We start from the raw sequence: 19,315 nt of genomic DNA on the forward strand, positions 1-19,315 counted from the left end.
TGCATTGCACTTGTCACGTTCGGAACTTCGGCATATGCGACAGAAAAGTGGAGGAACATGATGGGCGGACGGCTTCTTTCGATCGGCGAATGCATGGTGGAACTGTCGCAGGGGGGCGAAGGCCTTCTGCGCAAGGGCTTTGCCGGCGATACGTTCAACACGGCATGGTATGCCCGCGCCTGCCTGCCTGCCGATTGGAGTGTCGATTATTTCACCGTCCTCGGCGACGATCCCTTGTCGGGCGAGATGCTCGACATGATGACATCTGCCGGAATCGGCACCGGCTTCATCCGCCGCATCTCTGGCAAGACGCCTGGCCTCTATCTCATTACCCTGAAGAACGGCGAGCGCACCTTCAGCTACTGGCGCGACAGCGCCGCCGCCAGGAAGATTGCAGACGATGCCGATCATCTTCGCGCGGCGATCGAACAAGCCGATCTCATCTATTTTTCCGGCATTACCCTCGGCATCCTGGCTCCCGAAGCCATCGATACCCTGCTGGCCGAACTGCGCCGTGCCAAGGCGGCCGGCAAGACCGTCGCCTTCGACCCCAATCTGCGTCCCCGGCTCTGGATAAACAATGATGTCATGCTCCGCACGATCGAGGAGGGCGCCCGCGCCGCCAGTCTTGTTCTTCCGAGCTTCGATGACGAGGCCACCCATTTCGGCGATGCCACCATCACCGATACCATTGCGCGTTACCACGGGTTGGGCGTCAGGGATGTCGTCGTCAAGAACGGTGCGGACGGCGCTTATCTGAGCTTCGGCGAGGTGGAGGTTCATGTTCCGGGCGTGGCAACCGACAAGATAATCGACACGACCAGCGCCGGCGACAGCTTCAACGGCGCCTTCCTGTCGCGCCTGCTCGGCGACAATTCACCGGGAGACGCGGCGGCTTTCGGCGCCGCCATCGCCTCCGTGGTGATCGGCCACCATGGCGCATTGATCAGCCCCGACCTGCTCCCGCGCTAGTCTGGTAGGACAATGCCTGAAATGGATAATGAGCGCTACGAAAGCACTCAATCCTGCTGTTCTTATGAAGAACTATAATTCTATTTCAATAATTTGGTGTCATACATTCTGAGAGCTATAAATTTAATCCTCAGGAGTATTCATGCGCGCTTTTATTACCGCCTTCGCATTTATCGCCTTGTCGCAAACCGCCCACGCCGATGCAGTGGATGTTCTCACCAAGGCCGAAACCAAGACCTACGAAGCCTGGGGCAAGCTGCCGCTGACGGAACGCGCCGTGACCTTCATCACCGGCCCGTCCCAGGGCTACGGAATGTATCAGGACAAACAGTCCAGCATCTTCAAGGTGGGCGAAAAGATCATCACCTATGTGGAGCCTATCGGCTATAGCTGGAAAGAGCTTCCGGGCGACATGTACGAGATGAACTTCGTCTCCGACCTGCTGTTCAAGACGGAAAGTGGCGAAGTCGTCACCGACCAGAAGGGCTTTGCCAAGAACGTGCTCCAGAGCCACAACGCCAACATGGAATTCTCGATGGATTTCACCCTGACGCTGACCGGCGTTCCGGCCGGTAAGTACAAGCTGCAATACACGATCCACGACATGAGCGGCAACCAGACCTCGGTTGTCGAGCAGGATGTGACGATCGTGGAGTGAAGGCTTGAGCCCATATTGATTGACCTTTGGGCCAAGCCCAAAGCGGCCCGAGGTCAATCACACGTTCATCCCATGTCGGTATGAACGAAGTCTCCGCCCTTGTAAGCAATCTTCTGCCCAGACTGACAGCGCAAGCGTAGGCAAAGCAATCGCCGAGATTAAGCTTCGCTTTGTGTCCGACAATTTTGCCGTACCGCATCGCTGCATCGCGGGCAGCAAGCCCGATTGCGCCCGAGATCTCGACCTCTTCCGCCTGCAGGCCATTTATGAAGCTATCAACTGCCAATGCAGCAGTTTCAACCATTTGTAACGTGGGACGACCTTCCTTCATCATTGCTGCCGCCTTGGCGCGGGCCAGCGACAAAGTCGCTTCCATTCGTACAACGGGTGAGATGTAGAAAGGGCCACCAGCATCGCTGAGGCGCTGTATCTGCTGCTCCGCGTCGTCTTCCGGCTTCAGGATTGCCACGATCACCGATGCGTCTACGAACATCAGCTTTCGTCCCAAAGATCGTCGGAAAAGGCTTTCTGGTCGAAATCGGGATCGGAGGGTCCAATTGAATCTGCAATGGCACGTGCTCTGGCAAGCCGTTCGCGCATAGGCAAGGCGGCCCGGACTCTCTCCAGTTCATGCTGCAGAGCCAGTCGCAAAGTCTCCGTCTTGGTGGAAGCCTTCAGCAGGCCCTGAAGCTCCGCCGTCATGGCCGAGACCTCCTCATCGCGCACAAAAAGAGCCATGGATATCTCCTATATTACAGGAAGATATCACCATGAGAGACGGGTCGCAATCGTCGCCAAGGCCTCTCGGAACGCCCCTTCATGCGCCTGTTACAATGATCGCCGATATGAAGCTGAAACGCTTTGCCGGCCTTTGAGTCGCCGGCGGGTCGGCAACGGGGCCAAGTCGATGACCAGAATCACCATCGTCTCGGATGCCTGGCACCCCCAGGTCAATGGCGTCGTGCGCTCCATCGAGAACACCAATCGCGAACTGACGCGGATGGGGGTCGAGGTCTGCATGGTCACTCCAAAGGACTTCGCAAACATCCCCTGCCCCACCTATCCGGAAATCCGGCTGTCCATTGCCACTTTTGGCCAGGTCGCGCATGCCATCGAAGCGACCCTGCCGACCGCCATCCACATCGCCACCGAAGGCCCGCTCGGCATCATTGCGCGCCGCTGGTGCCTGAAGAACCGCATGCCCTTCTCGACCAGCTACCACACGCGGTTTCCGGAATATGTGTCCGCCCGGTTTCCTGTGCCGCTGCGCTGGCTGCATGCTTTCGTGCGCTGGTTCCACAATGCCGGCAATGGCTGCATGGTGGCCACGGCAAGCCTCGAGCGCGAACTCTCCAGGCTCGGCATCCGAAATCTTCTGCGCTGGAGCCGCGGCATAGACCAGACGGTCTTCCACCCCATGGAACGAAACGACAATCCTTTCGGCCTGCCGCGCCCGATCTTCATTACGGTCGGGCGCGTCGCGGTGGAAAAGAACCTGCCGGCTTTCCTGGATCTCGACCTGCCTGGCTCCAAAGTCGTGGTCGGAGACGGCCCTGCCCGCGCGGATCTCCAGAAGCGCTATCCGAACGTGCTGTTCACCGGCATGAAGACAGGCAACGAGCTCGCCGAAGCCTATGCCCAGGCCGACGTCTTCGTGTTCCCGTCCAAGACCGACACGTTCGGCAACACGATTCTGGAAGCACTGGCAAGCGGCGTTCCGGTCGCGGCCTATCCGGTCACTGGTCCGGTGGATATCATCGAGGAAGGTTCGGGCGCCGGCGCCATGAGCGAGGATCTGCGGGAAGCCTGCCTGTCCGCCCTGCGCTGCTCGCGCGAAAGCGCGCGGTTACTCGCCCGCAAATTTACCTGGGAAGCTGCCACAAGGCAGTTCCTGAGCAATGTGCTGACGGCACAAAATCGTAGCTTGCTGGCGGCTCCGGTGCTGCCCAAGGACAGCAACCGGCTTATCGGCCCGGCCTGAGTGCAATTCGGGCCTCGGAACGGCCGGATCAGACCTTGCGGTCGCGCCAGACGAAATAGACGACGCTTCCCGCACCAAGACAGACGGCTGCCAACAGGCCAACAATGATCATGAAATTCTCCTCCAATGGTCGCCTGCAACGCCCTCCTGCGTTGCAGCAACCTGAAGAGTGGATCATGCTACTGGCCAAATTGCAAGCTTGCCTTGCATCAGGAAAAACTAACGCTTCCGTTTGCGCCCTTCGAACGGGTTTTCGCTCGCCTTGAAGTGGATGCGGATTGGCACGCCCGGGATGTCGAAGTCCGCGCGCAGGCCGTTGGTCAAATAGCGAACATAGCTTTCCGGCAGAGATTCCGGACGGGTACAGGAAATCATGAAGGCCGGCGGCCGCGCCTTTACCTGCGTCATGTACTTGAGCTTCAGGCGGCGACCCGAAACGGCCGGTGGCGGATGCTGCGCCTGAGTGCCGTCCAGCCAGCGATTGAGCCGCGCCGTCGAGATGCGCTTGTTCCACACCTTGTCCGTATCGATGATGCTCTGCATCAGCTTGTCGAGGCCGTAGCCCGTCTGACCAGCGATCGGCACGGCGCGGATGCCGCGCGCCTGCGGCAGCAGGCGCTCCGTCTTCTCGCGCAGATCGGCAAGCACGGCCTGGGTGTCCTCGACCAGATCCCATTTGTTGAAAGCAAGCACGGCGGCACGGCCTTCGCGGATCACCAGATCGACCAGTTGCAGGTCCTGCTTTTCGAAGGGAATGGTCGCGTCGAACACGATGACCACGGTTTCGGCAAAGCGGATGGACCGCAGCGCATCCGCGACCGATAGCTTTTCCAGCTTTTCCTGAACGCGCGCCTTCTTGCGCATGCCGGCGGTATCGAACATCTTGATGGTGCGGCCGCGCCACTCCCACTCCACCGAAATGGAATCGCGGGTAATACCGGCTTCGGGGCCGGTCAGCAGCCGGTCTTCGCCGAGAAAACGGTTGATCAGCGTGGACTTGCCGGCATTCGGGCGGCCGATAATAGCGACGCGCAGCGGCTTGGTCTCGTCATATTCCGGCTCGGCCTCGTCGTCTTCGCCGTCCCCCGGCAGCGAGGGCGGCAGGTCGATATCCGTCTCGGCCACGTCCTCCGCCTCGGGGAAAGCCACCTCTTCGCCGATCGCTTCTACAATGGCGTCGCGAAGGTCCAGCATCCCTCCGCCGTGCTCGGCGGAAATCGGCACCGGCTCGCCCAGCCCCAGAGTATAGGCGTCGTAGAAACCGCCATCGGAACCCTTGGCTTCCGACTTGTTGGCGACCAGCACCACCGGCTTGCCGCTACGCCGCAGAAGTTCGCCGAAGGTTTTGTCGAGCGGGGTCAGGCCGAACTTGGCATCGACCACGAACAGCGTCAGGTCGGCCTCGGCGACTGCCGCCTCGGTCTGCGCGCGCATGCGGCCTTCGAGCGTGTCCGGTCCGGCCTCTTCCAGACCGGCAGTATCGATGATGATGAACTTCAGGTCGAGCAGCTTGGCGTCGCCCGGACGACGGTCGCGGGTGACACCCGGCGTGTCGTCCACCAGCGCCAGCTTCTTGCCCACGAGCCGGTTGAAGAGCGTGGACTTGCCGACATTCGGGCGGCCGACGATGGCGACGGTAAAGCTCATGATGTTTCCTCGAACCCTATCCGGGTTGGTTAGGGCGCCTTGCCCGAAGCGGCGATATTGTCGAGCATGATCTGCGCGCGGTTGGCCACATTGCGCGGGGCCGTGCTGTCGTCCGCGATCTGCTTGAACCACTGCTTGGCCTGCGCGAGATTGCCAGCCTTGTAAGCCGCAAGGCCCAGCGCCTCGCGCGCGGAATTGGCAAGCATCTGGCCCGGCGCCGTCATGCCTTCCGCCTGGGCGGAAACCTGTTCGTAGGTGCCGGTGTCGATCAGCAGCCAGGCGGCGCGAAGCTTTGCGAGATCGCGAATGGCCTGCGGCGCCTTGCCGTCATTGCCGATCTCGGTCAGACCTGCAACGGCACCGGTCGTATCGCCCTTGCTCGCCTGGACGGAGGCGGCGCGCAGCTTGGCAAGCACGGGATAAGAACCCGTGCCCTCCTTCTCGATGGCGCCGAGCGCAGCCAGCGCCTCGTCGTTCTTGTTTTCGGATGCAAGTTGCAGGGCGGCGATGAAGCGGTCGCCGGATTGCGAGGCGTTATGCTGACCCCAGTATTCGTAACCGCGATAGCCAGCCGTGCCGATCACGATCAGTGCTGCGGCGCCGATGAGAATCCTGCCGAACCGCTTCCACACAAATCGCAACTGATCGGAACGAAGCTCTTCATTCACCTCGCGAAAAAAACTGTCGTCGTTCTGCGCCATCAACGTCTCCGGCCATGCGGCCCACCTTGGGAAAAGCGCGTTCTAGCCTATTTTGCAACGGATGTAAGGCCCCCAAGCAAAACTCGAAGCCCTTGTTAAGCCGACAGCGATAGGAATTCGTCTTTCGGAGGGTGCTTTTCAAAGCTTCGCCTTATTCGGGAGCGAATAAGCTCGGCCTCATCTGAAGGAAAGTCGATACATGCGTCCATCATCCCTTCTCGCCCTTGTCATGGCTGCCTGCATGTTTGCGGCCGGTGCGCGGGCCGAGGAGAAGCCGAAGCAGCTGGTGATGATCTCATTCGATGGCGCAGGCCCGAATGCCCTCTGGCAAAGGAGCCGCGACATCGCCAAGCGCAACAATGCGCATTTCAGCTATTTCCTGTCCTGCACGTTGTTGATCGACCGCGCCAACGCCAAAATCTATCAGGGGCCGCACCAGAAGCCGGGCAAATCCAATATCGGCTTCGCCCAGACCGCAGAAGAAGCCCGCGGGCGCTTGCAGCACATCTGGCAGGCGCATCTCGAAGGCCACGACATTTCAAGCCACACCTGCGGCCATTTCGACGGCAAGGACTGGGCCGCGAGCGACTGGACCGCCGAGTTCCACACCTTCCGCGAAGTGCTGGGCAATGCCTGGACGCGGCTCGGCGTCGCAGCACAAGAGCCGCAAGGCTGGCAGGATTTCGTCCAGAACGGCATTCGCGGCTTCCGCGCGCCTTACTTTTCCACAAGCGCCGGCATGGTGGAGGCCGAGAAATCCGCCGGCATCGCCTATGACGCGAGCCTCGTGACCAAAGGTCCCGCCATGCCTCAGCAGGAAAACAGCCTCCTGCGCTTCGGTCTGCCGCTCATTCCGGAAGGCCCGTCGGCCAAGCCCATCATCGCCATGGACTACAATCTCTTCGTCCGGCATTCCAAGGGCGTCAACGACCCCGCACATGCCGCCGACTACGAGGAGCGTGCCTATTCGGCCTTCAAGGCGGCCTTCGACAAACAGTATGACGGCGAACGCATTCCGCTGCAGATCGGCCTGCATTTCGTGGAGATGAACGACGGCGCCTATTGGCGGGCAATGGAGAGGCTGGTGACCGACGTCTGCAGCCGCGCGGACGTCGCCTGCGTCAGCTATTCGGAAGCAATCCGTATGCTGAAGGAACGCGAGAAGCGGCCGGAAACCTCCGGACTCTGATCTGCCACGTTACTGGATCTGGGTGGTGATCATCCGCGGCGTCGCCACGGTGACGGGAACCTTGGTCGGGGCCGTGCTTACGGGCACGATGTCCACGATCTCCGAAAGCGGAAAACGCTTTTCCGAACCACGCACTACGGCGTAGACGACCCTGTCCAGGATCTTGAGGCTTTGCGACACGAAAGTCCGCAGGTCGCCATTATCGAGCACTGACACAACGTACATGTTGATTCCATAGCTGGTGCACACCCACTCATTGGGCACACCTGACGGTAGACATCCTATGGTAAAGACCGGGTAAATAAATACCGCTATTTGTACTAACTTCGAACAGGGTAAACGGCGGCGGCCTACTACGGCACCGCAATAGCGGGGACGTTCCGCCGTCGCTCGCGAAAGATCCGGCTGACCTATCAATATCATCTGGCGGATCGGCGCTGGCCTTTTTCCCCGCCCCGGCAAGGTTACCTATAATCGCCCTGTCATCGGGTGGGAAACCGGGTTCGCGAACCGGCCTCCCCCTTAAGGTTCCCAAGGAGCCGGTTCCCGATGATGGTTGTGAGCGCCAAGTCGAGGAGGGCTCGGAAATCCTCCAAGGACGGCGCAAGCGGCCGGGGCAGGCAAAACCCGACCACCCTCAATACCTAATACCCCGCCTGCCCCGTTCCCAAGGATCGGCACGCCCTTGCTCTTGCCGATCCCCAAACGCAGAACCGCGCCGGACTGACGATCCGGCGCGGCCAAAACTGCTGGAAATCTCTCTCGATTAATACGGCTTGTCGGCTGCGATCCCGCCGTCCATTTCTTCCCGGGCCAGATAGCGCTGGTCGATACCAGGCAGCGGCTGGTCATCGATGGCAGCCTCGAATGCGACCAGACGTTTGCGGATCGATAACAGCTCGATGATCGTCGACCAGGAGGCGACAAGATATTGGAAACTGTCGCTCACCTGACCGAAAGCAGTGGCGATCTGCTGCCACAACCCCATTGTGATCTTGCCCGCAACGATGGTCGGGATCAGCATGAAGGTCAGGACCTGCCCATCGAGCTGGCCAAATGTGTAACGGGCAAAATTGAAGTAGGTGTAATGCCAATACATACGGAAATAGTTCTTACGCACGTTGGCGAAAAGCTCCTGCATTGTCGGCGGCTGGGCACGGTCCTCGTGATCCTCGCCATAGACGAGTTCCTTACGGAACGCAGCTTCGACGCGCTGATTGCGGAACTGCAGCCCTGGCAATTTGATGCCGACGACGGCAAGCAGAAACGTACCGAAGACCGACCAAAGCAATGCCAGCCAGAACAACGAATGCGGGATCGCGCCCAAGATCGGCAACTCGGAGACATTTCCCGACAGTTGGAACAGGATGGGTAGGAAGATGACCAGCGTCATCACCGAATTTACAAGATAGACGCCAAGGCTTTCAACGATACTGGCAAAGCGCATCGTGTCTTCCTGAATACGCTGCGAGGCGCCTTCGATATGACGCAGCTTGTCCCATTTCGACAGATAGAAATCGTTCATCGCCGTGCGCCAGCGGAAAACATAGTGGCTGGTGAAGAAAGACGTGATGATGTTCATTGCAACCGAGATCATGCCGATCTCAAGAAAGCGTAACTGCAAATCGTAGAACTGCCAGGCCGTAATGCCGGGCTGCTTCTCAAGCGCTCGCTGGAACAGATCGAAAAACGGCCCACGCCAGTTGTTCAGCGCCACCGAGATCTGCACCACGAAATAGGCGATGAAGATGATGAAGGCCGAGCCCCAAATCGACCAGTTCGACCAGGGATGTCCCCTGTCGAGCGCCTTCCACGCCAATCCGAAGACCAGCACAAAAATCGTGAAGTACAGATAGAACCAGAGATTGTCCGGCGTCAGGAAATAGGCAAGTCCAAGCGGCGCCTGCTCACCGGGTGCAAGGGGAGGCATGCCAAGTGCTGTGCCCATTTGCGGCCCGGCGGCATACCAGACGAAAATGCAGACAGCAGCCCAAACAGCAGCCGATATGAAAAACAGTTTTGGCCGGGGAAAGAAGGAATAGAACACGAAGCTTGAGCTTTCCTGAGTTCGAATCTGCGGACACTATCGAAAACAACGATTGAGCCGGAAACTAAGGCAGTTCCAAGGGAGCGGCAATGGCCGCGGGTTTTTGTTAACGAAATGTAACGGGCGCTTTCAAAGCCTGCGGAGTGCAAGCGGAAAAGCGAGGATCACGCAGACCACCAGTACTCCGGCCGCGGCAAGCGTGGGAGCCGTGAAGCTTCCGCTCCACTCTGCCAGCCAGCCGGCCACAAGCGGCCCGATGATCTGCCCCGTCCCGAAGGCAGCGGTCATGAAGGCAAAGGCGCGCCTTGGGCTCTGCGGTGTCAGGTTGCGGCCGATCTGCAGGCCGAAGGCCGTGACCACCATGAAGGTCGCGCCGAGCAGCAAGCCGCCGACCAGTGCGCCTTCCATCGGCGGCAGGCTGACGGAACCGACGACGCCGACCGCGAGCGCCAGAATGGCGGCAAGATAGGTCTTGGCGAGCCCGATGCGCCGCACAGCCGGCTGCCATGCCAGCAGCGAAATCGCAGCAGCGCAGCCCGTGACGAACCAGGCGAGAAACTCCACAAGAGGTCCGGCCGCACCCTGCCGGGCAATCGTGACGAGGAAGGTCGCGGTGATCACATAGCCGAAGCCGAACAGCCCGTAGGACGCGGTGATCAGCACCAACGGCAGCCGCCAGTCCAGTGGAGGCTCCACAACCCTCGCCCCGCCGGCTATCGGGCGGGGCAGGATGCGGATGACGATCAGGAATACCGCGAGCACGATTGCGGCTCCTGCAAGCCAGTTGATCCGCCAGCCATGGGCGCCGTCCCCGGCAAGCGTGTTGACGGCAAGCACGAGCGCCGAAGACAGCGCGATGCCGACCCCGACCCCGCCGAAATGCAGCACACTGACCATGTTGCGGCCCGCCGCATGCGGCAGCACGATGGACGAGGTGAAGATCATCGCGAGCGCGCTGGCAAGGCCGGCCAAGAAGCGGATGACGATGAAGGCGGGCACAGAGGTCGTAGCTGCCATCAGCGCCAGCAGGACGGCGGTGGCGAACAGGCCTCCCAGAGCCACCCGGCGTTCCCGCCCTGCCGCCCAACCGAAGGCCGACAGGATGGCGCCGGCGAGATATCCTGCGAAATTGCCGGCTGCGACATAGCCGGCATCGGCCGCCGAAAGCGGAATGCCCGCCATCATGCCCGGCAGGATCGGCGTATAAAAGAACCGTCCGAAACCCATAGCCGCGGCCATGGCGATGGCACCGGCAAATCCGGTCAGCAAGGGGCGGCCCGACGAGGAGGAGGACATCTGAAGCATGCGCACCTTATCGCGCCGCACAAGAGGCGCCGCAAGCAAAGAAAAGTCATCGCTGCGATCAAGCCGGCTGATGGATCTGCGCCTCGGCGGCTGGTAAATGGCCCGGCCTCAGGCGGCGAGCGTCAGGATCAGCGGGCCGTTGCGGGTCACGACGACCGTATGCTCGTATTGCACGGTCGGAGCCTTCGGATCGCTGTAGAGCGTCCATGGGTCGCCATTACCGCCATCCTCCGCCCACTCGGCGCCGAGCGACAGAAACGGCTCGACCGTCAGCACCAGCCCCTCTTCGAGTTGCCGACGCTCCTGCGGATCGGGCCATGTCGGCACTTCCTTTGGGTCCTCGTGCAGCGAGCGCCCGATGCCGTGGCTAGAAAGGTTGGTGATCAGCGTATAGCGGTTCTTCCTGGCAAACGTGCCGATCGCATTGCCGATACCGGCGACCGGCTTTCCCGTCTTCACCTGCTGCAGACCGGTCCACAGGGCACGCCGGCCGTCGCGGCACAGTTTCTCGATTTCCCGCTTCACCGGCGGCACCGCATAGGAAGAGCCGGTATCGCCGTAGAAGCCGTCCTTGACCGCCGAAACGTCGATGTTGACGAGATCGCCCGCCTGGATCACCCGGTCTCCCGGAATACCATGCGCCACTTCCTCGTTGACGCTGATGCAGGTCGCGCCCGGAAATTTATAGCTGGTCTCCGGTGCCGAAAGCGCGCCGTTTTCCTCCAGCAGCTTGCGGCCGATCGCATCCAGTTCCCGCGTAGTTATGCCGGGCTCCAGCGACTTCGCCATGGTCTCCATGGCAAGCGCGCAAAGCCGGCCGATCTCCTTAAGCTTCGCCAATTCGTCGTCGGTGGAAATAACCATGATCAGCCTGTCATGCCTGTGCGCCCGAAATGGCCGGTTTCGCCCTGTCGCTTGAGCCGGTCAATGCTTTTCTGACCAGCGGCGCGACTTTCGTGCCGTAGAGCTCGATGCCGCGCATGATGGCCTGGTGCGGCATGGGGCCGATCGCCATCTGCAACAGGAAGCGGTCCATTCCGAACACCTTGTGGGCGGCGATGATCTTCTCCGCCACCAGTTCCGGCTCACCGAGAAAAAGATTGCCGAGCGGAGACCGCGCCTGGTCGAAATGCGCCCGGTTGGTCGGACCCCAGCCCCGCTCGCGGCCGATACGGTCCATCACCTGCGCCTGCGGCCCGTAAAACGTATCGGCGGCCGCCTCCGTCGTATCGGCAATGAAGCCATGGACGTTGATGCTGGTCTTGAGCAAAGACGGGTCGTGTCCTGCCTTCATCCCAGCCTCTCGGTAGAGCTTGAAGAAAGGCGCAAATCGCGGATATTCGCCGCCGATAATGGCGACCGCCAGCGGCAGACCGAGCATACCCGCCCGCACCGCCGATTGCGGCGTGCCGCCGACGGCGATCCAGACCGGCAACGGCTTCTGCACCGGGCGCGGATAGACGCCCCGGCCATGGATGGGAGCGCGCACCGTGCCCTGCCACGTCACGTCCTCATGGTCGCGCAACGCAAGCAGCAGTTCCAGCTTCTCGGAAAACAGCGCGTCATAGTCGCCCAGGTCGTAGCCGAACAGCGGGAAGGATTCGATGAAGGAGCCTCGGCCGGCCATGATCTCGGCGCGACCGTTCGAGATCGCGTCGAGGGTGGAGAATTGCTGGAAGACCCGCACCGGATCGTCAGAGCTCAGCACGGTCACGGCGCTGGTCAGGCGGATGGTCTTCGTGCGCGCCGCCGCTGCCGCAAGCACGACGGCCGGCGCCGAAATGGCATAGTCCGGCCGGTGATGTTCCCCGAGGCCGAAGATGTCGAGCCCCACCTGGTCGGCAAGCTCGATTTCCTCGAGCAGATCCCTGATCCGCCGCGCCGCGTCCGCACCCTTGTCGGCAGCGGTCGCATCCACGTCGCCGAATGTATGAAGCCCCAGTTCCATCGTTTCAAACCCATTTGTCGATCGGCTGAGATAAGCTCCACACACCGTCTGTGCAAACCTCAAATGCTCGAACGAATTGTTCAAGGATTTGGATGGCCGGGCGAGGTCGAGTGCCGGGCGTCATCGCGACAACCATCAAGACCGAGCCCCGCGATTGCAGCGCCGAGGTCCTGGACCAGAAAAGGCTTGGTCAGCACCGGATACCCGACATAGGCGGCATCGAGACCGGCGGCGCCGTAACCGGTCGCGAAGATGAAGGGAATGCCGCGCTCCTTGAGAATATCGGCAACGGGAAAGGATTTGCGGCCATCCAGGTTGATGTCGAGAATGGCCAGATCGAACGCCGCCGTCCGCGCAAGTTCGGCTGCGTACGGCAGCCGCATCGCAAGATCGATCACTTGGTGACCAAGCTCGGTAAGCATGTCCTCTACCAGCATGGCGATGGTCATTTCATCCTCAACCACGAGGATTCGCAGCGAGCCGTCAGCCTTTCGCATAGGGGCTCTCGGGCGCGTCTACGATGCAGACCAGACCGTCGGGCTGGAAGTCCATCTTGACCTCGCCGCCCATTTCACGCGTCAGCCCACGCTCGATCAGCGTCGACCCGAAGCCGCGCCGCTGCGGCGGCAGGACGGGAGGGCCGCCGCTTTCGCGCCACTCGATGCGGATGCGTTCGTTGCCGTCGCTATCCTTGTAGGTGGAGCATGATACGACCACCTTGCCCGTCTCGTCGGACCAGGCTCCGTATTTCAAAGCGTTCGTTGCCAGTTCATGCGCGGCCAGCGTCAGCGCGAGCGCGGTCTTGGGCGAAAGCTTGACGTCCTGGCCGCCTGTCTCGCATCGGTGTTCTTCCGGGCAATGCGGATGGATGGCCTGCCGGATCGCGCCCAGCAGCGACGCGCCGACCCAGCGCTCGCCCGTCAGCAAATCGTTGGCCTGCCCCAGCGCCACCATACGTCCGGAGAAGCGCGCCTGCGCTTCCTTCAGGTCCGTGACATTGCGAAAGGTCTGTGCGGCGATTGCCTGCGTCATCGCGAGGTTGTTCTTGACGCGGTGGTTGAGCTCGTGGACCACCAGCCGCAAATATTCTTCGTTGCGCCGCCGTTCGGTGACGTCGGAGGCGGCACCGAACCATTCGACGATCTCGCCCTGGTCGTCCAGAATGGGTACGGCGCGGGAGAAGATCCAGCCTATCGTGCCGTCAGTCCGGCGAACCCGGTGCTCGTGCTGAAAGACGCTCTTGCTGCGCACCGCTTCATCGATCACCTGCTGCAGAACCGGCCGGTCTTCGGGCAGAAGATACTCTTCCTGCCAGGCGGTGCTCGGGCTCGCCACATCGGTGAGAAAGCCCCGCCCGTCGAGTTGCCGGATCTCGGTCCAGTGCGGGCTCATGCGGTAGACGATGTCGGAGGTCGCCTCCGTCAGTGCCCGGAAACGCTGCTCGCTCTGGCGCAGTTTTTGCTGCCCCAGCACTTCCTGCGTCGTCTCCACCACGATGGCAATGACGCCGCGAGGCCTGCCGCTTTCATCGACCACCGGCGAATAATCGAGGTTCATCCAGACCGGCTCCGGCTTTCCGCGCCGGAAGAGCGTCAATTGCTGGTTCTCATAGGCGAGCGTGCCGCCGGCAAGCCCCACTTTCATGACATTGTCGTTGAAATCGGCAATCTCGGCCCAGCCCTCGCGAACCTTGGAGCCGAGCAGCTGCGGGTGCCGGCTACCCGCAAAGCCGGAATAGGCGTCATTGTAGATCATGATGCCGTCTTCGCCCCACAGGAGCACGATCGGCACCGGCGAGAGAAGCAGCATGTTGGTCACGGTCTTCAGGCTTTGGGGCCATCCGGAGAGCGGACCGAGCGGCGTCTTCGACCAGTCGAAGTTCCGGATCAGTTCGCCTGTCTCGCCACCACCGGCGGGAAAGACCAGGCTCTCCGTCTGTTGCTCTTGTGGCGCAACCAATCCAACGCTCCCATTTTTTTTACATGCTTGTTGAGAGAGAGGTAGGGCAGGCCTTGGCCGTGTCCAACACGAAAAGCCGGTTGCAGGACAGAATTTTTACGGCGACGGATGATCTGCCGCCGCAGTCTTGTCTCAGCGCGAACCGTAGCGAGATATGCTCGCGCAGAAGACCATGCCGAAGCGCGTCAGAACGTCCTCGCAACCGCCTCCAGCTGTGTCGCGACGATCCCCCATCCCTCCTCGAAGCCCATCTTGTCGTGGGTCTCCCTGTCTTCCTCGCTCCAATGGAGAGCCGTCGCCGTGTAGAGCGTTCTGCCGCTTCCAAGGTCTTCGAATTCGATGATGCCGGTCATGAATGGCTTTTCGGAGGGCACCCACGCACTGGTATAGGCGTCCGTGAAGACCAACTTCCTGCCCGGCACCACGTCCAGATAGACGCCCCGGTTGGGGACCTTCTCGCCGTTCGGCCCCTCCATCAGGATGAAGCTGCTGCCGCCCGGCCGCACGTCGAGCCGGGCTTCCGTCACTCGCCAGGGCTTCGGGCAGAACCATTCGCCCATTCGCTCGGGCGTCGTCCACGCCTTGAAAAGTTGATCGGCCGTCGCCTCCAGTTCCCGTATGATCTGCAGCGAGTGGGTCGTGGCCTCGGATGTGAGCATGCCGTCTCCTCCTGGTATTCTTCCCTCCTTCAAGAGACTCCCCGGATACGCCGGTGTCAACAGCGGGCTCAGCGAGTATCAGGAAGCTTTACTCACTCGTCGCCGCACCGGCGCGGCTGCTTGGCGAATGTCGCCGGGCAAAGAAGCCATCCCGCCCCGGCGGGCGGATTTTACCTCGTAGAGCGCCATATCTGCCGCCTTTAGAGCAGCCTCGCTGGTGACGGCATCATCGGAAACATGCTGGACGCCGAACGAGGCTCCAATCGTGACCTGGCACGTCGGCAGGTCGAAAGGCTGGTACAGGAGCCTGCCGAGGCTTTGGCAAAGCCGCACCGCGTCCTCCGGCAACGTCTGTGGCATGAAGATCGCAAATTCGTCGCCACCCAGGCGAAAAAGCCGATCGCCTTTCCGGGCTCCCTGTTTCAGCCTGCCCGCCACCGCCTGCAGGAGGGCATCTCCCGCTGCATGCCCGTAAGTGTCGTTGACGGTCTTGAACCCGTCCAGGTCGAGGCAGACCACCGCAAGAGGCCCCTGCGCCCTCAACCGCATATATTCCGCGTCCAGCCGTGATCGGTTGGCGAGACCGGTGAGGAAATCGTGGGTGGCCGCGTACCGCATCTCCTGTTCGCGTCCGACCAGAGCCTGAGCCGCCGTCTGCGATACGCGCAGCGCGAATACCGCGAAGGCGACGAGCGAGACGCCGACGGCTACGATGAAAGGCAGCGATTGCCGCATCATGTCGGCAGCCGGCGTCGGTGAACGCCAGGACAGCACAACCGGCCTTCCATCGGCGCCGACCGCAATGTCGGCCCGCGCCCGGTCGGACGTCACCTCCGACAGCAGACTCAGATGTGGATCGTCGAGCAAAAAGCGGGACCCGAAGAAGCTCTGCAGGCTTCCGGCGATCGGCATGGCGGTAACGAGCACCGGCGCCCGGTCGCCTTTAAGTTTGGCGGTGCCGAAATCCGGCTGGAACAGGGCCGCCGTCAACAGCACTGCTTCGTCCCCCAGCACCTCGATGCGACTGTTGGCGAGCTGATCGGGAATACCAGCCTTTCTTGACTCCTGCTCGCGCCGGCGCACCTCGTCCACCAGGCTGGAGGCGTCGGCCACGATGGCGGTCGCGCCGCGCGTAAAGAAGCCGTTGCGTTGGACGCTTTCGTCCGTGCGCGAATAGAACATGGCATTGGAAGGGTCGAGAACCGCGGCAAAACGGGTGCGCGAGGTCCCGATAAGGGATGCCCCCATATTGCGGTCCGCCCAGTCGAAATTGAACTTGTTGTCGAGATTGGCGATGGCCTCGTCCCAGACGGTCCAGGCAGTCAGCGAAAACTCGATGTCCTTGATCCAGAGGCCGACATTTCCGCTGACCAGTTTTTCCTGCCGTTCTCGCGCTTCCGCGTCGATGCGGGCGACGGCAAAATAAGGAATGGTCGCCAGCCCGGCAATCAGCAGGGCGACACCGATGATGGCCGGCCCGACCAGTCTGAGCTGTATGAAGCGCATGGTGAATGGCTCTCCTCAGAGACCGGGACGAGTGTGGTGGCGGCAATATAGACTTGCGAGGCTTACGACCCCGTTAGCGCCCATCCGCTTTTGGGGTTTATACTTTGCATCGCATTAACAGTGCATTGCGCGTCATCGCCTCCTGCCGAAGGCCGAGATGACGCTGGCGCCTGCGGCTTCGATCGCTATAGTCGCGCGAGAAATTCGCAGGAGTTCCCATGGCCGATCTTTCCGCCTTTCCCATCACAGCCAAGTGGCCGCCGAAGGACGCAAGCGTCCTGCAGCTCTATTCGACGCCGACGCCCAACGGCGTCAAGGTGTCGATCATGCTGGAAGAGATCGGCCTGCCCTACGAGCCGCATTTCATCAATATCGGCGCCGACGAGACCTGGGGGCCGGAATATCTGGCGCTCAACCCCAACGGCAAGATCCCCGCGATCATCGATCCGGATGGCCCAGGCGGCAAGCCACTCGGCCTGTTCGAAAGCGGCGCGATCCTGCTCTACCTGGCCGAAAAGACCGGAAAACTCCTGCCTTCCGATCCGGCGAAGCGCTACGAAACCATCCAGTGGGTCATGTTCCAGATGGGCGGACTTGGTCCGATGTTCGGTCAGCTCGGCTTCTTCCACAAATTCGCCGGCAAGGACTTCGAAGACAAGCGTCCGCGCGACCGCTACGCCAAGGAATCCCATCGCCTGATCCGGGTTATCGAGAGCCGCCTGGAGGGCCGCGACTGGATCATGGGCGACGAATACACCATCGCCGATATTTCGATGATCGGATGGGTCCGCAACCTTATCGGCTTTTATGGTGCCGGCGAACTCGTGGCCTATGACGAACTGAAGCGGGTGCCGCAATGGCTGGAGCGGGCGCTGGCCCGTCCGGCCGTGCAACGCGGGCTGGATATCCCCAAGCGTCCGGCCTGACGACAGCGCGTCCCCGTAAACCACCTATGCCGGAGTCCTACCTTGTCCAAACCCACGCTTCCTCTTGAAGGCGGTTGCCGCTGCGGCCAGATCCGGCTGCGGATAAAGGCGCAGCCTCTGCTCACCATGGCCTGCCACTGCACCGGCTGCCAGAAGATGAGCGCCAGCGCCTATTCGCTCTCCGCAGCCATTCCAACGAAAGGCTTCGAGGTGTTACAGGGAGAGCCGGTAATCGGCGGTATGCATTCGCCGCAGCTTAACCACTACCATTGCCCGCATTGCAAAAGCTGGCTCTTCAGCCGCATGGTCAGCGTGGACGCTTTCATAAACCTGCGCCCGACCATGCTGGACGATGCTGGCTGGTTCGAGCCGTTCGTGGAAACCTATGTCAGCGAGAAGCTGCCATGGGCCACAACGTCGGCAGTCTACTCCTACGACGCCTTCCCGCCCTTCGAAGCCTATGAAGGACTGATCAGGGAATTCGCCGCGCGTGAGGAAGCTTCCGGCAGCGTGGCCTGATATTCTCCGCTAAGCCTGCCGCTTTATCGCACCACCACGCAGTTGACCGACTTCGCCTTGAGCAAGGCGCAGGCGCCGCTGGCGGCATCCTTGGAGGCAAAGCCCGCAAACCGGGCGCGGTAATACTCGCGGCCCGCATCCGTATAGCCTTCCACGCTGGGCGAGGCCTGAGCATAGCTGCCCGACAGGATCGGCATGGCCCGCTGAAGAAGCGCAAGTGCGGCTTCCTGCGTTCCGGCCGCTGCGATCTGTATGCGCCACTCGGCCGCACGGATATTCCTGGCCTGACTGTCGAGATCGCCAAGCGAGGCCGTGACCGGTGGGCTGCCGAGCATGATTTCCTTGCGCGGCGCGGCAAAGGAGAGGACCTTCGCGCCATCCGGTGCAGGCCTTGCGGCAGGAGCCGCCGCAACTGCGACGCCGGGCGGCTGGTTAGCCGGAAGCGATGTGTCCGGCTGGACCGTCTGCGGTGCCTTGGCCACCATGGAACCCCCGCCCGCCGCATATTGGTCGAGCAGCGCCGCCATCTGGTCGTCCCGCTTGCGGGCGCTCTTGCCACCCATGATCACGCCGATGATGCGGTGGCCGTTGATCGTCACCGCGCTGGCGATATTGAAGCCGGAGGCGTTGACGAAACCGGTCTTGACGCCGTCCATGCCCGGATATCGGTACATCAGGTTGTTGTGGCCTGGGATCTTCTTGCCGCGGAACTGGAAGGAGCGCATCGAGAAGATCTTGTACTCTTCCGGGTAGTCGCGGATCAGCGCCATGGCAAGCGTCGCCATGTCGCGCGCACTCGTTACCTGGGCATCATCCGGCAGGCCGGACGCATTGCGAAACACGGTCTGGCTCATGCCGAGCGTCCGCGCCTTGGCTGTCATCATCGAGCCGAAGCGGTCCTCCGAGCCGCCGAGATGATCGGCCATGGCGGCCGCCGCGTCGTTGGCGGAACGGATCGCCATGCCATAGACCGCCTCGCGCACCGTGATGGGCTGGCCCGGCCTGACGCCGAGCTTGAAGGGGATCTTGCTCGCCGCATTCTGGGTCATGACGATCTGGTCGTCCCAGGAGATCTTGCGCTGCCTCAGAGCCTCGAAGGTGATGTAGAGCGTCATCATCTTGGTGAGCGAGGCCGGGTGATTGATCACATCGGCATTCTCGGACGTCAGAACCTTGCCCGTTGTCGCATCATAGATGAAATGGGCATAGCCCGCCTGGGCCTCAGTCTTTCCTGCCGCAAGACCGGAGCCGGCCAGGATCAGGAAAGCCAAGACACGCGCAAATCGAAACATCAGTCA

19 protein-coding genes and 1 pseudogene are annotated in these 19,315 nt (G+C 61.5%); 6 read left to right on the forward strand and 14 right to left on the reverse strand.

Annotation, left to right across the window (positions count from 1 at the left end; translation table 11 throughout):
* Window positions 1–60 precede the first annotated feature (60 nt).
* Together EPK99_RS08855 and EPK99_RS08860 are read left to right on the forward strand one after the other, a co-directional pair.
* Window positions 61–972 (forward strand): sugar kinase, encoded by a 912-nt coding sequence (locus EPK99_RS08855; protein WP_128442670.1) that lies wholly within the window; start codon window positions 61–63, stop codon window positions 970–972.
* Between the two features lie 142 nt (window positions 973–1,114).
* The gene (locus EPK99_RS08860) at window positions 1,115–1,630 is read left to right on the forward strand and encodes a hypothetical protein (RefSeq protein WP_128442671.1); all 516 of its coding nucleotides are present in this window, start codon (window positions 1,115–1,117) and stop codon (window positions 1,628–1,630) included.
* A 65-nt stretch (window positions 1,631–1,695) separates the two neighbouring features.
* Here the strand turns inward: EPK99_RS08860 and EPK99_RS08865 are convergent.
* A pseudogene (locus EPK99_RS08865) lies at window positions 1,696–2,126 on the reverse strand (type II toxin-antitoxin system VapC family toxin).
* Window positions 2,123–2,368: a type II toxin-antitoxin system VapB family antitoxin gene (locus EPK99_RS08870; RefSeq protein ID WP_128442672.1), complete on the reverse strand. Its 246-nt coding sequence runs from the start codon at window positions 2,366–2,368 to the stop codon at window positions 2,123–2,125. Before EPK99_RS08870 ends, EPK99_RS08865 begins: the two are co-directional and overlap by 4 nt.
* A 169-nt stretch (window positions 2,369–2,537) precedes the next feature.
* Here EPK99_RS08870 and EPK99_RS08875 point away from each other — a divergent pair, with 169 nt between their 5' ends.
* Window positions 2,538–3,611, forward strand: coding sequence for a glycosyltransferase family 4 protein (locus tag EPK99_RS08875; protein ID WP_128442673.1), 1,074 nt, complete (start codon window positions 2,538–2,540; stop codon window positions 3,609–3,611).
* 219 nt (window positions 3,612–3,830) lie between these two features.
* Here EPK99_RS08875 and der read toward each other — a convergent pair whose 3' ends face one another.
* Window positions 3,831–5,258: a ribosome biogenesis GTPase Der gene (gene der, locus EPK99_RS08880; protein ID WP_128442674.1), complete on the reverse strand. Its 1,428-nt coding sequence runs from the start codon at window positions 5,256–5,258 to the stop codon at window positions 3,831–3,833.
* 29 nt (window positions 5,259–5,287) lie between these two features.
* Window positions 5,288–5,959 (reverse strand): tetratricopeptide repeat protein, encoded by a 672-nt coding sequence (locus EPK99_RS08885; protein WP_128442675.1) that lies wholly within the window; start codon window positions 5,957–5,959, stop codon window positions 5,288–5,290.
* A 199-nt stretch (window positions 5,960–6,158) separates the two neighbouring features.
* Between EPK99_RS08885 and EPK99_RS08890 the strand changes: the two genes are divergently transcribed.
* Complete coding sequence (locus EPK99_RS08890) at window positions 6,159–7,148, forward strand: polysaccharide deacetylase family protein (protein WP_128442676.1); 990 nt, start codon at window positions 6,159–6,161, stop codon at window positions 7,146–7,148.
* 9 nt (window positions 7,149–7,157) lie between these two features.
* On the opposite strand, the gene EPK99_RS08895 is transcribed toward EPK99_RS08890, so the two are convergent.
* From EPK99_RS08895 to EPK99_RS08935, 9 genes are all read right to left on the reverse strand, one after another.
* Window positions 7,158–7,373 carry a hypothetical protein gene (locus EPK99_RS08895; protein WP_128442677.1) on the reverse strand — a complete coding sequence of 72 codons (216 nt, stop codon included), beginning with the start codon at window positions 7,371–7,373 and terminating at the stop codon, window positions 7,158–7,160.
* A 541-nt stretch (window positions 7,374–7,914) separates the two neighbouring features.
* Window positions 7,915–9,195: a peptide antibiotic transporter SbmA gene (sbmA, locus tag EPK99_RS08900; protein WP_128442678.1), complete on the reverse strand. Its 1,281-nt coding sequence runs from the start codon at window positions 9,193–9,195 to the stop codon at window positions 7,915–7,917.
* Window positions 9,196–9,324: 129 nt separating this feature from the next.
* A complete protein-coding gene (locus tag EPK99_RS08905; protein ID WP_128442679.1) occupies window positions 9,325–10,500 on the reverse strand; it encodes a YbfB/YjiJ family MFS transporter in 1,176 nt (391 codons plus the stop codon).
* A gap of 108 nt (window positions 10,501–10,608) precedes the next feature.
* A complete protein-coding gene (gene map, locus EPK99_RS08910) occupies window positions 10,609–11,364 on the reverse strand; it encodes a type I methionyl aminopeptidase (protein WP_128442680.1) in 756 nt (251 codons plus the stop codon).
* A gap of 10 nt (window positions 11,365–11,374) precedes the next feature.
* The gene (locus tag EPK99_RS08915) at window positions 11,375–12,448 is read right to left on the reverse strand and encodes an LLM class flavin-dependent oxidoreductase (RefSeq protein ID WP_128442681.1); all 1,074 of its coding nucleotides are present in this window, start codon (window positions 12,446–12,448) and stop codon (window positions 11,375–11,377) included.
* An 80-nt stretch (window positions 12,449–12,528) separates the two neighbouring features.
* Window positions 12,529–12,945 carry a response regulator gene (locus EPK99_RS08920; protein WP_128442682.1) on the reverse strand — a complete coding sequence of 139 codons (417 nt, stop codon included), beginning with the start codon at window positions 12,943–12,945 and terminating at the stop codon, window positions 12,529–12,531.
* Window positions 12,932–14,407, reverse strand: a complete 1,476-nt coding sequence (locus EPK99_RS08925; protein ID WP_245582375.1) for a sensor histidine kinase — start codon at window positions 14,405–14,407, stop codon at window positions 12,932–12,934. The genes EPK99_RS08920 and EPK99_RS08925 overlap by 14 nt, the downstream gene beginning before the upstream one ends.
* 185 nt (window positions 14,408–14,592) lie before the next feature.
* On the reverse strand, window positions 14,593–15,066 hold the full coding sequence (locus tag EPK99_RS08930; RefSeq protein ID WP_128442683.1) for an SRPBCC family protein: 474 nt from the start codon (window positions 15,064–15,066) through the stop codon (window positions 14,593–14,595).
* 78 nt (window positions 15,067–15,144) lie between these two features.
* Entirely contained in the window at window positions 15,145–16,572 is a 1,428-nt protein-coding gene (locus tag EPK99_RS08935; protein WP_128442684.1) for a sensor domain-containing diguanylate cyclase, read from the reverse strand.
* Between the two features lie 218 nt (window positions 16,573–16,790).
* Here EPK99_RS08935 and EPK99_RS08940 point away from each other — a divergent pair, with 218 nt between their 5' ends.
* Together EPK99_RS08940 and EPK99_RS08945 are read left to right on the forward strand one after the other, a co-directional pair.
* The gene (locus tag EPK99_RS08940; protein WP_128442685.1) at window positions 16,791–17,498 is read left to right on the forward strand and encodes a glutathione S-transferase N-terminal domain-containing protein; all 708 of its coding nucleotides are present in this window, start codon (window positions 16,791–16,793) and stop codon (window positions 17,496–17,498) included.
* Window positions 17,499–17,540: 42 nt separating this feature from the next.
* Entirely contained in the window at window positions 17,541–18,017 is a 477-nt protein-coding gene (locus EPK99_RS08945; protein WP_128442686.1) for a GFA family protein, read from the forward strand.
* Between the two features lie 23 nt (window positions 18,018–18,040).
* On the opposite strand, the gene EPK99_RS08950 is transcribed toward EPK99_RS08945, so the two are convergent.
* On the reverse strand, window positions 18,041–19,309 hold the full coding sequence (locus EPK99_RS08950) for a D-alanyl-D-alanine carboxypeptidase (protein ID WP_128442687.1): 1,269 nt from the start codon (window positions 19,307–19,309) through the stop codon (window positions 18,041–18,043).
* Window positions 19,310–19,315: the final 6 nt, after the last annotated feature.

The organism is Neorhizobium lilium (genome assembly GCF_004053875.1).
GTDB lineage: Bacteria > Pseudomonadota > Alphaproteobacteria > Rhizobiales > Rhizobiaceae > Neorhizobium > Neorhizobium lilii.

Bases quoted from the DNA above. Each gene is read 5' to 3' on its own strand.
- EPK99_RS08855 (WP_128442670.1), top strand. From the start codon at position 61: ATGGGCGGACGGCTTCTTTCGATCGGCGAATGCATGGTGGAACTGTCG.
- EPK99_RS08860 (WP_128442671.1), top strand. From the start codon at position 1,115: ATGCGCGCTTTTATTACCGCCTTCGCATTTATCGCCTTGTCGCAAACC.
- EPK99_RS08870 (WP_128442672.1), bottom strand. From the start codon at position 2,368: ATGGCTCTTTTTGTGCGCGATGAGGAGGTCTCGGCCATGACGGCGGAG.
- EPK99_RS08875 (WP_128442673.1), top strand. From the start codon at position 2,538: ATGACCAGAATCACCATCGTCTCGGATGCCTGGCACCCCCAGGTCAAT.
- der (WP_128442674.1), bottom strand. From the start codon at position 5,258: ATGAGCTTTACCGTCGCCATCGTCGGCCGCCCGAATGTCGGCAAGTCC.
- EPK99_RS08885 (WP_128442675.1), bottom strand. From the start codon at position 5,959: ATGGCGCAGAACGACGACAGTTTTTTTCGCGAGGTGAATGAAGAGCTT.
- EPK99_RS08890 (WP_128442676.1), top strand. From the start codon at position 6,159: ATGCGTCCATCATCCCTTCTCGCCCTTGTCATGGCTGCCTGCATGTTT.
- EPK99_RS08895 (WP_128442677.1), bottom strand. From the start codon at position 7,373: ATGTACGTTGTGTCAGTGCTCGATAATGGCGACCTGCGGACTTTCGTG.
- EPK99_RS08905 (WP_128442679.1), bottom strand. From the start codon at position 10,500: ATGCTTCAGATGTCCTCCTCCTCGTCGGGCCGCCCCTTGCTGACCGGA.
- map (WP_128442680.1), bottom strand. From the start codon at position 11,364: ATGGTTATTTCCACCGACGACGAATTGGCGAAGCTTAAGGAGATCGGC.
- EPK99_RS08915 (WP_128442681.1), bottom strand. From the start codon at position 12,448: ATGGAACTGGGGCTTCATACATTCGGCGACGTGGATGCGACCGCTGCC.
- EPK99_RS08920 (WP_128442682.1), bottom strand. From the start codon at position 12,945: ATGCGAAAGGCTGACGGCTCGCTGCGAATCCTCGTGGTTGAGGATGAA.
- EPK99_RS08930 (WP_128442683.1), bottom strand. From the start codon at position 15,066: ATGCTCACATCCGAGGCCACGACCCACTCGCTGCAGATCATACGGGAA.
- EPK99_RS08935 (WP_128442684.1), bottom strand. From the start codon at position 16,572: ATGCGCTTCATACAGCTCAGACTGGTCGGGCCGGCCATCATCGGTGTC.
- EPK99_RS08940 (WP_128442685.1), top strand. From the start codon at position 16,791: ATGGCCGATCTTTCCGCCTTTCCCATCACAGCCAAGTGGCCGCCGAAG.
- EPK99_RS08950 (WP_128442687.1), bottom strand. From the start codon at position 19,309: ATGTTTCGATTTGCGCGTGTCTTGGCTTTCCTGATCCTGGCCGGCTCC.